The sequence below is a fragment of the Paraburkholderia sp. UCT70 genome, from assembly GCF_050434085.1.
Classification (GTDB): domain Bacteria; phylum Pseudomonadota; class Gammaproteobacteria; order Burkholderiales; family Burkholderiaceae; genus Paraburkholderia; species Paraburkholderia tuberum.
Genome location: NZ_JBNPVZ010000004.1, coordinates 2,154,204 through 2,166,137, shown reverse-complemented (window position 1 = coordinate 2,166,137; position 11,934 = coordinate 2,154,204). Strand labels below are relative to the sequence as shown.

The window sequence follows — 11,934 nt, the reverse complement described above, 5'->3', positions numbered from 1 at the left end:
CCGCGTTTGCGCGTCGTCGCGGGCCACCAGGCTAGAATCGAAGCCTGTCCTTGCAGGAAATCGATGTGATGAAAACTCTTCTCGCCGTCGCCGCGGCGGTTCTGCTGTCCAGCGCCTGCGCGGGGGGCGGAGCCGGCTCGGGGTCGGCCGGTAGCGGCAGCATCAACATGTACGGCACCGTCGACACAGGGATCAGCGTCCACAACTAGGCCCACAGTCGGCCCATCGGCGCGCTTCGCGCCGCGTCCCCAATCGACGCCGCGCCGCTCGCAATATTGCGCTCGTATAATCGCCTCCTTTCAATGCATCCGATTGACCGGAGTCAAGATGAGCACTGTTCCCACCGCACCGCTGGACCGTTCGGAAACCACCTTCCGCTTTCTCGCCGAGCCGACCTCGGTCAACTTCGGCGGCAAGGTGCATGGCGGCGCGCTGATGAAGTGGATCGACGAAACCGCCTACGCATGCGCGGCGGTATGGTCTGGGCGCTATTGCGTGACGGTCAGCGTCGGCAATATCCGTTTCCGTCGGCCGATCCTCGTCGGCAATCTGGTCGAGCTGCGCGCGCGCGTCGTCGCGACAGGCCGCACCAGCATGCACATCCACGTGTCGGTGCACGCGGGCGACCCGAAGGGCGGCGAACTGCTGCAGACCACCGACTGTCTCGTCGTAATGGTCGCCGTCAACGAGAACGGCCATCCGGTGCCGGTGGCCGCCTTCCTGCCAGAGACCGAGGAGCAGAAACGCCTCGCCAGGTACGCGATGGACGTGAAGGAAGCGCTCGACGCGATCGTCGAGCTGAAGCCGGAAGAAGTCGCGCAGGGAAAGATCTAAGCGCAGCGCATCATCATGCGGTGCGTCCGACCATATCCTTCGGTCGCACCCACTCGTCGAACTGCTGCTCGGTGACATAGCCGAGCGCCAGCGCCGACGCCTTCAGCGTCGTGCCTTCCTTGTGCGCCTTCTTCGCGATCTGCGCGGCCTTGTCGTAGCCGATGTGCGGATTGAGCGCCGTCACCAGCATCAGCGATTCGTTAAGCAAGGTATCGATGCGCTCATGATTCGGCTCGATGCCGGCCGCGCAGTTGTCGTTGAAGCTGTGCGCGCCGTCGGCGAGCAGGCGCACCGACTGCAGCACGTTGTGCGCGATCATCGGACGGAACACGTTGAGCTCGAAGTTGCCGCTCGCGCCGCCGATGTTCACGGCGACGTCGTTGCCGAACACCTGCGCACACAGCATCGTCAACGCTTCGGACTGGGTCGGATTGACCTTGCCCGGCATGATCGAGCTGCCCGGCTCGTTTTCGGGGATCGACAGCTCGCCGAGACCGCAGCGTGGGCCGCTCGCGAGCCAGCGGATGTCGTTGGCGATCTTGTTCAGGCTCGCGGCCACCGTTTTGAGCGCGCCGTGCGCGAATACCAGCGCGTCGGCGGCTGCCATCACCTCGAACTTGTTCGGCGCCGACACGAACGGCAGACCGGTCAGCTTGCCGATCGCGGCGGCGACGCCGTCGGCGAACTTTGGATGCGCGTTCAGTCCCGTGCCGACCGCGGTGCCGCCCTGCGCAAGCTCGTACAGATGCGGCAACGCCGACTCGACGTGCCGGATGCCGTGCTCGAGCTGCGCGACATAGCCCGAGAATTCCTGGCCGAGCGTGAGCGGCGTCGCGTCCTGCAGGTGCGTGCGGCCGATCTTGACGACGTCGGTGAACGCTTTCGCCTTGCCGTCGAGCGTGTCGCGCAACGTCTTCAGCGCGGGCAGCAGATGCTTGACGATGGCATCCGCGGCAGCCACGTGCATCGCGGTCGGAAACACGTCGTTTGACGACTGCCCGCGATTCACGTCATCGTTCGGATGCACCTTGCGCGCTTCGCCGCGCTCGCCGCCGAGCAGCTCGCTCGCGCGGTTGGCGATCACCTCGTTCAGGTTCATGTTGGTCTGCGTGCCCGAGCCGGTCTGCCAGACCGCCAGCGGAAATTCGTCCGGATGCTTGCCGTCGATGATCTCGTCGGCCGCCTGCATGATCGCGCGGGCCTTCTGCTCGTCGAGCACACCGAGGCCGAGGTTGACCTCGGCGGCCGCGCGCTTGATCACCGCGAGCGCGGTGATCAGCTCGGGCGACTGCTTTTCCGTCGAAATCTTGAAGTTCCGCAGCGAGCGCTGCGTCTGCGCGCCCCACAGGCGGGCGTTCGGCACCGCGATTTCGCCGAACGTGTCGCGCTCCATCCGTACGTCCTCAGTCATGGTTGACTCCGCTTCTCAAAGTTCCGAGTTGACAGGCAATAACGAGAATAGACCCGTTAGCGCATTCCGGTAAAAACCGGCCTGCGGATCGAAAATGTAGGTGCGTGTCTGGCCGTTCTCGACGTCGGTCCAGACGAGCGGCGACAGGGGCGCGCCGATCGAGCGCAGATAGGCGAGCTGGGCCGCGTCGGCGAGCGTCACGTGGTAGCTGTGATCGGACTGGATGGCACGCTCGAAGATGCTGGCGACCTGATTCGCGAGTTCGGGGCTGTGGATCACGAGTGCGAGCTCGGTGTTCAGATTGGCCGAGCGCGGGTCGAGGTTCATCGAGCCGATGACGAGAATCTGGTGGTCAATCACATAAGTCTTCGCATGCAAACTCGCGCGCGAACGCGAGCCGACCAGCCCCACGTTCGGCGCGTCCTGGTATGACCTGAATTCGTACAGTTCGACGCCTGCCTTTAGCAGCGGCACCCGGAACGGGCTGTAGCCGGCCTGCACGGCGACCGCGTCGGTAGCCGCGAGCGAGTTGGTCAGCACTGCGATGCGGATGCCGCGGCGCGTGAGCTCGCCGGCCGCCTGCACGCCCGACGCGTGCGGCACGAAGTAGGGCGACACGATCAGGAAGTCGTGCTGCGCGTCGCGCATCAGTTCGCGCAGCCGCGCGAGCGGCGGGCTCACGTAGTCCGGCGACGGATGCGCGATCTTCTCCGGCAGGTCCGCCCTGAATTCCGCACCCGCCCACGTGAGGCCGAGCTGCTCGCTCGTAATCTGCGCGGCGAGCGGCGTCGCGTTCAGCGGTTTCGCGTTGTACGGATCGGCATTGGTGCGCCAGTGGTGGCGCAGGTCGTCGCGCGTCTGGTCGAGTTCTTTCTGGTCGAATTTCTGCTTGTTCAGCGCGGGCAGCGGATGGGCGAGGTCGCTGTTCCAGTAGTCGTCGAAACTCGCTGAGACGTCGGCGACGATCGGGCCCGCCACGAGCACGTCCATGTCGCGGAACTGCAGCGTTTCGCTGGCGCTGAAGTACTCGTCGCCAAGATTGCGCCCGCCGACGATCGCGAGCTGGTTGTCCGCGATCATCGCCTTGTTGTGCATGCGGCGCGTGAAGTGGCCGATCTGCGTGAACACGTTCGTGGTGCGCTCGAACATGCCTTGCTGGGCGCTGCCGAACGGATTGAAGACGCGAATCTCGATGTTGTCGTGCGAGTTCAGCCCCGCCATGATGCGGTCGATGTCCTTGAAGTTCAGATCATCGACCAGCATGCGCACGCGCACGCCGTGATCGGCCGCATACAGCGCGGCGCCGAGCAGCAGCTTGCCGGTGGTGTCCTCGTTGGCAATGTAGTACTGCATGTCGAGGGTTTTGGTCGCCGCGCGCGCGAGCGCGATGCGCATCTGCAACGCGTCGGTGCCGTTCGCCAGCACGCGAAAGCCCGACTGCTCCGGATGCTTCGCCTCGAACGGCGCGAGCGCTTCGCGCAGCGGCGTATCCGCGGTGGCGGGGAGTGCGTGCGTGAGCTGGCGGTCGAACGCGGTGGCGGGCGGCTTCGTCGCGCAGGCGGCCACAAATGCCGCCGCGCAACAGAGCAGGAAAAATTGCCTCGTCGTGCTGACTATCGCGTGGCGGCGCGCGGCCCGCCGATATTGTTCGAATTGGCCCTGCACGCTGTTTTCCCCTTGTTTTGCAAGCTTTTCGCGCGGCGACAGCGAAGGCCTGCGCACGCTGTCGAGAAAACCATTCTAAGGGAATTGGGGCGCGTGTTCGTCGTTCGTCTGCAAACGCAGCAGAGTGCCGCGCGTCGGTCGGGAGGGCGCCGCGATTCGGTGATCCATCACCCGATGCGAACCGCGGCGCGCCGACGCTCTATCAGACGCGCCCGGCGTGCAGCGCGCGCTCGCCGTCGGGATGGGTCGAGCCTTTCGCCGGGCGACCCGCCCACACTCCCGCGAGCAGCGAGCCCGACAGGTTGTGCCAGACCGAGAACAGCGCACCCGGCAGCGCGGCCAGCGGCGTGAAGTAGAGCTTGCCGAGCGTCGCGGCGAGACCGGAGTTCTGCATGCCCACTTCGATCGCGAGCGTACGGCAGACGGCTTCGTCGAAACCGAGCAGACGGCCGCCCCAGTAGCCGCCGAGCAGGCCGATGCCGTTGTGCAGGATGACGCCGACCATCACGACGAGGCCCACCGACGCGATGCTCTTCTGCGTGCCGCCCACCACCGCGCCGATGATCAGCACGATCGCGACCATCGACACGAGCGGCAGGATCGGTTCGATCTTGCGCACGAGCTTGCCGAACAGATGATTGACGACGAGACCGACGACGATCGGCAGCGCGACTATCTGCAGGATGCTCATCAGCATGCCGTGCACGTCGACGACGATCGACGCGTCGACGTAAAGGCGCGTGAGCAGCGGGGTCGCGAACACGCCGACGAGCGTCGACAGCGCGCTGATCGTCACCGACAGCGCGACGTCGCCGCGCGCGAGATAAATCATCACGTTCGATGCGGTGCCGCTGGCGACGCTGCCGACAAGCACCATGCCGGCGGTCAGGTCGGGCGGCATGCGCAGCGCCTTGGCGATGACCCACGCGGCGAGTGGCATCACGAGGTAGTGCAGCACGATGCCGGCGATCACCGGCGCGGGCCGCGAAAACACGCGCAGGAAATCGCCGGCCGACAGCGTGACGCCCATCGCCAGCATGATGATCGTGAGGAGCGTGGTGACGTGCGGCGCAACGCCGGAAAACGAGGTCGGCGACAAGTACGCGGCGACCGAGACGAGCACGGCCCAGAGCGGGAACAGGCGGGTGACGCGGGCAAGCATGGCGGGTGGTCCTTGGTTATGTTGTATCGCGGGAAAGCGGGGCTGCGGCGCGGCCGGGTGTCGGCGGGCGTTGCGGCGTTTGCCGCGCCAAAGCGGGTGAAGCGGCTACGGCGAGCGCCGTGTCGAAAGCGCGGCAAAAACGGGCGGCCAATTGAAGCCGCACGCGAAGCGGGCAATGGTGAGTGCGCGAGCGGCGCCAATCCGGCGCCTGCCTTCGTAAGGCGCGCCGTCGTGCGGTTCGTGGCGCGTGAGCGCGGGTTAGCGCTCGCGTGCCGCGGCGGCCATTTTACCTTTTGCAGGGAGTGCTTCAGGAGTGGGGCTTGCCGCTACTTCGCTTTCGCTCAAACCGAGCGCGCGGGCGGCGTGGCCGATGCGGCCGTCGGCGCCTGCCGCCGGCTTAGCCTGTGAAAACGCAGCGTCATCAGCAGCGCGACGCTCGCGAGACCTGCGGCGAGCCCCCACCACAAGCCGCGCGCGCCGAGGCCGGCGTGAAACGCGAGCAGATAGCCGGTCGGAAAACCGATCACCCAGTAGCCGAACGCAGCCGCGATCATCGGCACGCGCGTGTCCTTCAGGCCGCGCAGACAACCGGAGCCCACCGCCTGCATCCCATCGACGATCTGGAAAATCGCCGCCACGCCGAGCAGCGAACTGGCGAGCGCGATGGTCGGCGCGTTGGCCGGGTCGTCCAGATGCAGATACAGACCGACGATCCAGTGCGGCGCGGTGATCAGCACGAGGCCCGACATCGACATGAAGCCGACGCCGAGTGCGAGCGCGACGAAGCCCGCGTGGCGCGCGGCGAGCGGCTGACCGGCGCCGGCCCAGTAGCCGACCCGCACGTTGGCCGCCTGGCCGATCGACAGCGGCACCATGAACGCGACCGACGCGACGTTCAGCGCGATCTGATGCGCGGCCAGTTGCGATTCGCCGAGCAGGCCGACCATCAGGCCAGTGGCGAGGAACAGCGTCGACTCGACGCCGTAGGTGATCGCGACCGGCCAGCCGATGCCGAACAATTCGCCCATCAACGGCAGCTTCGGCCGCGTCGCGACGACGAAATGGCGGAAGCGCGGCCGCAGATGCAGCAGCGCCATCAGCACGAGCGCGGTCAGCCACACGGTGATCGTGGTCGCGGCCGCCGAGCCGAGAAAACCCAGCCGCGGCAGCCCGTACGCGCCGTGGATGAGCCCGTAGTTCAGGAAGCCGTTCACACCGACGCTCGTGATCGACACCCACAACAGGCGCCGTGCCGCGCCGATCGCCGGCAGAAACGAGCGCATCAGGCCGACGCCGATCAGGCTCGCGGGTGCGCCCCAGCGCAACACCGCCGCGTATCGGCCGACGTTGTGCGCGAGCAGGCCCGGCTCGCCGACCGCGAGCAGGATCCTCGACGCGAACGACAGCAGGATGACCGCCGGCACCGACAGCAGCACCGACAGCACGAAACCGGTCCAGTAAATATGCGGCACCCGGCCGTCGTCCTGCGCGCCGCGCGCGTGCGCGACGCTGACGCTGACCGAGGTCAGCACGCCCTGCAGCAGCGTGACGACGACGAAAAAGAGGTTCGCGCCGAGGCCGCCGGCGGCGAGCGCATCCGGGCCGAGCGAGCCGAGCAGGATCGTGTCGGTGACGCTCATCGCCATTTGCGACAGTTGCGCGATCGCGAGCGGCGCGGCGAGCCGCGCGGTGTCGGCCGCGTGGCGGGATAGGGTCGGCGGCCGGCTGGCCGCGCGGGCGAAGCTGGGTTGAGTCATCGAATGCCTGACGGCGAAAAGTGGCAACAGCGGTGGCAACAGCGATGGCGTCAGCGAAAGGCGGGCGCAAGCGGCGCCGCATTGCATCTCGCCGCGCGCTCCGACGGGCGTTGGAGCGGCCGGGCAGCGGGCGGGAAAAAACGCGACGCGGCGGCGAGCCGGTCAGCCGACTCCACGCCCGTGGCGCGGTTCGTCGTTTACCTGTCGAAACCGACAGCTTATTGCCTTCCCCCGGCCGCTGTCGATGGACGACGCACAATTCTGGTGCGTGCCGTCCTGCGATTTTCCGGACTGCCGTCAGCCTTCGTGGACCGCGATCCGCGTATCGCCGAGCAGCACGACCTGGCCCGCGCGGATCTTGCAGGTCTTACGCGTCTCGACCCGGCCATCGACCATCACGGCGCCGTCGGCAACCATCATTTTCGCGGAGCCGCCACTATCCGCGAGGCCCGTGATCTTCAGCAGATTGTGGAGTTCGACGTATTCGCCGGTCAGCGTGAAATTGAGGTTGGGCATGGCGTTTGCACCTTGGGCACGGGGTCGCGTTGGGGTTCGCATCATAAAGCAAGCGCACGCGGAGCGGCGGCGCGGCCATCCAGCGAGCTCTTCGCGCAAGCAAATGAAAGTAGATGTTATTCAAATGTCGGAAAGTGAAACGTTCCGTAACGCTGGTCGCACCGGACGGATTTCACTCCTAGAGTGCAGTTCAGTAGCAAAGCCCGCTGGCTTGCGGGATCACTCCCCGGCCACCCGTCCAGCGACGCACAGACCGGACGAGGCGCGCGCGACGTTCCGTCATCACGACGCCAGAGAGTCCGCCCGTGTCACAACAACCCAGAGAGGATAGCCATGACCCAGATTCGTTCGCTCCTGATCGGTACCGCCCTCACTGCTTTTGCCGCGACGGCCGCCGTTGCGCAGACCGCGCAGCCGGCAGCAGGCATCGGCGCTCAGGCGCAGATCCAGAGCCAGGGCGCCGCCGACATGGCGCCGCCATCCGCGGCTGGCGCCCAGCGCATGCAGGTGCCGCCTTCGACGCAAGGCATGCAGCAAGTCCCTGGCGCACCCGCCGCGCAAGGCGTCGAGGCGCCGCCGCCCGCCCGTTTGACGGCTTCGGGCTCCACCGACCCGCTCGTGCAGAAGCGCGACGCCGACGCGAAGGCCAACGCCGAGTATCGCGCGGCCAGGAAGTCCTCGAAAGCGGAATTGAGGGTGGAGCAGAAGGCCGCGAAGGACCAGTACAAGGAGCAGGTGCGCGGCGCGAAGCTGAACCAGAAGGCGGACAAACAGACCGCCAATAACGAAATGAAGATGAACATGGAAGGGCAGGCTGCCGCGCAGGGCGATGGCGCGGACGTCAAGCACTAAGCCCTGCTGCATGCCGCGGCGCGTGGGTCTGCGAGGCTCGCGCGCCGCGGGCGTCTGTCGCTTGGCAAGATGTGCTTCAGGGAGATTTCAGATGAACATCAACCGTTCCACCCGAAACCGCATTTACGCCGCCCTGATGGCGGGTTGTCTGTCGTCGGCGGTGTTCGCGCAGACGACCGACCCTGCCGCGGCGCCCCCCACGCATGCGGACAAAAAGGCCGCGAAAGCACAGGCGAAGACCGACAGGAAAGCCGCGCTTGCCCAGGCGAAAGCGGACAAGACCACAGCCGACGCGCAGGCCGACGCCGACAAGGCCAGCGCTGCTGCCAATCTGAAGGACGTGAAGAAACAGTAGTGCGCGGCGTAGACCGGCGGATAGGCGCCCGAAAAAAGGGGCGCTTGTCGCATGAGGTTGTATGGATATACAGTATGCGTCGCATCCTGAAAATCCATCCAACCCGCGAAACCGATTAGTGTCCACCGTCGCCGAATCCGCTCCGTCGTTCGATACCGCCGCCTGGCTAGCGAAGCTCAACGACGCCCAACGCGAAGCCGTCGAATACGGGACCGACACGCCAGACGCGCTGCCCGGCGCACTGCTCGTGATCGCGGGCGCCGGCTCCGGCAAGACCAACACGCTCGCGCACCGCGTCGCCAATCTGGTGGTGAAGGGCGCCGATCCGCAGCGCATCCTGCTGTTGACCTTCTCGCGCCGCGCGGCGCTCGAAATGATCCGCCGCGTGACCCGCATCGCGGGCGCCGCGGCCACTACCGTCGGCCCACGCGCCGCGCTCGCGCAAGGGCTCACGTGGGCGGGTACCTTCCATAGTGTCGGCGCGCGGCTGTTGCGCGAATACGCGGATCTGATCGGCCTCGCGCCCGCGTTCACGATCAATGACCGCGAAGACTCCGCGGACTTGATGAACCTCGTGCGCCACGAGCTTGGACTGTCCGCGAAGGAGCGGCGCTTTCCGGCGAAGGGCACCTGCTTCGCGATCTACTCGCGTGTCGTCAACACCGGCTCATCGCTCGGCCAGGTATTGGACCGCGCGTTTCCGTGGTGTCGCGAGTGGGAGGACGATCTGCGCCGGCTGTTCGCCGCATACGTCGACGCCAAACAGAAGCAGAGCGTGCTCGACTACGACGATCTGCTGCTCTACTGGTCGCACATGGCCGCCGAGCCCAGCATCGCGGCCGATCTGTCGGCGCGTTTCGATCATGTTCTGGTCGACGAATACCAGGACACCAACCGCCTGCAGGCGTCGATCCTGCTCGCAATGAAGCCAGACGGCCGTGGCCTGACCGTGGTCGGCGACGACGCGCAGTCCATCTATTCGTTTCGCGGCGCGACGGTGCGCAATATCCTCGACTTTCCCACGCAGTTCGAGCCGCCCGCCAGGCAGGTCACGCTCGAGCGCAACTATCGCTCGACCGAGCCGATTCTCGCCGCGTCGAACGCGGTGATCGAACTCGCGAGCGAGCGCTACACCAAGAATCTGTGGACCGACAAGGCGTCGGCGCAGCGCCCGCGCCTCGTCACGGTCGCCGACGATGCCGCGCAAGCTCGCTACGTCGTCGAGCAGGTGCTCGAGGCGCGCGAGCAGGGCGTGACGCTGAAGTCGCAGGCGGTATTGTTTCGCGCTGCGCATCACAGCGCCGCGCTCGAGATCGAGCTCACGCGCCGCAACATTCCATTCGTCAAGTTCGGCGGGCTCAAATTTCTCGACTCGGTGCATGTGAAGGACGTGCTCGCGGTGCTGCGCTGGGCCGAGAATCCGCGCGATCGCGTCGCCGGCTTTCGCGTCGTGCAGCTGCTGCCGGGCGTCGGCCCGGCCACCGCGGCGAAGGTGCTCGACGACATCGTCGCTCGCGCGGACGGAGGGGATCCGGTCGCGACCGCGGGCGGTGTGCTGGCCGCGTTTGCGGCGCCCGCGCGCACACAGGAAGACTGGCATCCGTTCGTCAAGCTGATGTCGGGCGTGTACGGCCGGCAAACGCCGTGGCCCGCCGAGTTCGAGATGGTGCGGCGCTGGTACGAGCCGCATCTGGAGCGCAACCACGAGGACGCCGCGATCCGTCACGCGGACCTGCTGCAGATGGAAAGCATCGCGGGTACGTATCCGTCGCGAGAACGCTTCCTGACCGAGTTGACGCTCGATCCGCCCGACGCGACCAGCGACGAATCCGGCGTGCCGCTGATCGACGAGGACTACCTGATCCTGTCGACGATCCATTCGGCGAAGGGTCAGGAGTGGCGCCACGTGTTCGTGCTGAACGGCGTCGACGGCTGCATTCCTTCCGATCTCGGCACCGGCAGCGACGAGGAAATCGACGAGGAGCGGCGCCTGCTTTACGTGGCGATGACGCGCGCGAAGGAAGACCTGCACATCGTCGTGCCGCAGCGCTTTTACGTGCACAACCAGACGCATCTGGGCGACCGCCATGTGTGGGCGTCGCGCACGCGCTTCATCGCCACGCCGATGCTGCCGCTGTTCGACGCCTATGCATGGCCGCGCATTGCGGTGGCGAGCGCGCCGAGCGCGGCTGGGCTCGCCGCGGCCGCCCAGGCGAAGATCGAGATCGCGGCGAAGCTCAGGAAGATGTGGGATTGAGCGGTTAGCACCGCGCGTTGGGATCGACGCGCGGGCAGGGGGCGCGTTTATCCGACGAAGGGACGCGCGCCGCGCGGGTCAGTGGAAGCTCAGCGCGACTGCCGCTGCCGTTGCTGCGCGACCGGAGGCGGCGGCACGAAGAAATTGCGCAGCCATGCCGCCAGCCGCGAGAACACGTCGTACGGCTCCTCGACGAAAATCTCCGGCTTCAAGAGCCGCAGATACTCCATGATCTGCTGCGCTTCCTGCTTCTGGAACGTGCCGTGCGAAATGCCTAGCCGCAACAGCCCACGCAGTTCGCCGAGCTTCTCGCGCGCGGTGCTGCCCACGCTCGTCTCGCACGCGACCTTCGCCTCGTAGACGCGCTGGCGCAGCGATTCGACGAGCCGCCATGCCGGCGTCTGCATCACTTCCTCGAGTGCCTGAATGTCCTGCACGGTGCTCTTGATCTGCGAGGCGAGGGGGTCGACCAGCGTCGCGTCGCCTTCCGCTTCCTTGACGATTGCGGCGGCCCACTCGCGGCATTGCCTGGTGAGCTCCTCGGGCGTCCATTCCGAGCGCGCCGCGAAACCGAAGCCGAACTCGCCCGCCTGCCGCATCAGGATCGACACGACGTCCGGGAATTCCTTGTCGAGCGTGCGTTTGGCCCACGCGTACTGGCCGCCTTGCAGCATCCGCTGTACCGCGTGCTCGGTGAGCGGCACCATGTTGTCGAGCAGCTTGGCGCGTAAGAAATCCTCGAACGACGGCGTCGCGAACTGCGGATCGAGCTTCAGCGAGACCCGTAAAAAGGCCTCGAAGTCCTTGCGCAGCGACGCGACGGTCTCGTCCTTGAGCTTCAGGGTGATTTGACCCATGTGTTATCCCGTTTAATGCGGCCGCGCGCGGCGCGCCGTCGCAAGATCGCCCGGCCGCTCGCGGACCGAGGCGACGCGACGCCGGATGCCGACGCGCTTGATTCCAGCCTGTTGCCGCGTAACCAGCGGGACGACTCCCGATGAGCGGACCTCGACTGCATATCGGCGGGGTAGCGGGAAACTTGAGGGCGGCCCGGCGACGCGCGGGCGCTTTGGAGGGAAGCTTCGGGCAATGGCCCGCTTGGGAGTCGCTTGAACGGGAGTGCGC

11 protein-coding genes are annotated in these 11,934 nt (G+C 66.5%); 5 read left to right on the top strand and 6 right to left on the bottom strand.

All coding sequences use genetic code 11. The annotated features are described in order from the left end of the window. Positions 1-68 precede the first annotated feature (68 nt). Together OKW41_RS35570 and OKW41_RS35565 are read left to right on the top strand one after the other, a co-directional pair. Positions 69-209, top strand: coding sequence for a hypothetical protein (locus tag OKW41_RS35570; protein WP_167368602.1), 141 nt, complete (start codon positions 69-71; stop codon positions 207-209). Between the two features lie 118 nt (positions 210-327). Beyond that, on the top strand, positions 328-834 hold the full coding sequence (locus tag OKW41_RS35565) for an acyl-CoA thioesterase (protein WP_429451087.1): 507 nt from the start codon (positions 328-330) through the stop codon (positions 832-834). Between the two features lie 13 nt (positions 835-847). Here the strand turns inward: OKW41_RS35565 and fumC are convergent, their stop codons facing one another. From fumC to OKW41_RS35540, 5 genes are all read right to left on the bottom strand, one after another. Beyond that, a complete protein-coding gene (fumC, locus tag OKW41_RS35560; RefSeq protein ID WP_429575483.1) occupies positions 848-2,245 on the bottom strand; it encodes a class II fumarate hydratase in 1,398 nt (465 codons plus the stop codon). A gap of 15 nt (positions 2,246-2,260) precedes the next feature. Beyond that, positions 2,261-3,862, bottom strand: a complete 1,602-nt coding sequence (locus OKW41_RS35555) for a phospholipase D family protein (protein WP_429576532.1) — start codon at positions 3,860-3,862, stop codon at positions 2,261-2,263. A gap of 250 nt (positions 3,863-4,112) precedes the next feature. Beyond that, the gene (panS, locus tag OKW41_RS35550) at positions 4,113-5,072 is read right to left on the bottom strand and encodes a ketopantoate/pantoate/pantothenate transporter PanS (RefSeq protein WP_429575482.1); all 960 of its coding nucleotides are present in this window, start codon (positions 5,070-5,072) and stop codon (positions 4,113-4,115) included. Positions 5,073-5,413: 341 nt separating this feature from the next. Next, complete coding sequence (locus OKW41_RS35545) at positions 5,414-6,829, bottom strand: MATE family efflux transporter (protein ID WP_429575481.1); 1,416 nt, start codon at positions 6,827-6,829, stop codon at positions 5,414-5,416. A gap of 297 nt (positions 6,830-7,126) precedes the next feature. Beyond that, on the bottom strand, positions 7,127-7,345 hold the full coding sequence (locus OKW41_RS35540; protein ID WP_013090085.1) for an RNA-binding S4 domain-containing protein: 219 nt from the start codon (positions 7,343-7,345) through the stop codon (positions 7,127-7,129). 333 nt (positions 7,346-7,678) lie between these two features. On the opposite strand from OKW41_RS35540, the gene OKW41_RS35535 reads away from it, so the two are divergent. The 3 genes from OKW41_RS35535 (at position 7,679) to OKW41_RS35525 (ending at position 10,809) form a co-directional block, all read left to right on the top strand. Further along, on the top strand, positions 7,679-8,197 hold the full coding sequence (locus tag OKW41_RS35535; RefSeq protein WP_429575480.1) for a hypothetical protein: 519 nt from the start codon (positions 7,679-7,681) through the stop codon (positions 8,195-8,197). A 91-nt stretch (positions 8,198-8,288) separates the two neighbouring features. Beyond that, positions 8,289-8,552 (top strand): hypothetical protein, encoded by a 264-nt coding sequence (locus tag OKW41_RS35530; RefSeq protein ID WP_429575479.1) that lies wholly within the window; start codon positions 8,289-8,291, stop codon positions 8,550-8,552. Between the two features lie 61 nt (positions 8,553-8,613). Beyond that, complete coding sequence (locus tag OKW41_RS35525; protein ID WP_429575478.1) at positions 8,614-10,809, top strand: ATP-dependent helicase; 2,196 nt, start codon at positions 8,614-8,616, stop codon at positions 10,807-10,809. 89 nt (positions 10,810-10,898) lie between these two features. On the opposite strand, the gene OKW41_RS35520 is transcribed toward OKW41_RS35525, so the two are convergent. Beyond that, a complete protein-coding gene (locus tag OKW41_RS35520) occupies positions 10,899-11,666 on the bottom strand; it encodes a DUF4088 family protein (RefSeq protein ID WP_429451078.1) in 768 nt (255 codons plus the stop codon). Positions 11,667-11,934 lie beyond the last annotated feature (268 nt).

Excerpts from the sequence above, each read along its gene's own strand:
- OKW41_RS35545 (WP_429575481.1), bottom strand. The coding sequence starts at position 6,829 with ATGACTCAACCCAGCTTCGCCCGCGCGGCCAGCCGGCCGCCGACCCTA.
- OKW41_RS35570 (WP_167368602.1), top strand. The coding sequence starts at position 69 with ATGAAAACTCTTCTCGCCGTCGCCGCGGCGGTTCTGCTGTCCAGCGCC.
- panS (WP_429575482.1), bottom strand. The coding sequence starts at position 5,072 with ATGCTTGCCCGCGTCACCCGCCTGTTCCCGCTCTGGGCCGTGCTCGTC.
- OKW41_RS35565 (WP_429451087.1), top strand. The coding sequence starts at position 328 with ATGAGCACTGTTCCCACCGCACCGCTGGACCGTTCGGAAACCACCTTC.
- fumC (WP_429575483.1), bottom strand. The coding sequence starts at position 2,245 with ATGACTGAGGACGTACGGATGGAGCGCGACACGTTCGGCGAAATCGCG.
- OKW41_RS35535 (WP_429575480.1), top strand. The coding sequence starts at position 7,679 with ATGACCCAGATTCGTTCGCTCCTGATCGGTACCGCCCTCACTGCTTTT.
- OKW41_RS35530 (WP_429575479.1), top strand. The coding sequence starts at position 8,289 with ATGAACATCAACCGTTCCACCCGAAACCGCATTTACGCCGCCCTGATG.
- OKW41_RS35520 (WP_429451078.1), bottom strand. The coding sequence starts at position 11,666 with ATGGGTCAAATCACCCTGAAGCTCAAGGACGAGACCGTCGCGTCGCTG.
- OKW41_RS35540 (WP_013090085.1), bottom strand. The coding sequence starts at position 7,345 with ATGCCCAACCTCAATTTCACGCTGACCGGCGAATACGTCGAACTCCAC.
- OKW41_RS35525 (WP_429575478.1), top strand. The coding sequence starts at position 8,614 with ATGGATATACAGTATGCGTCGCATCCTGAAAATCCATCCAACCCGCGA.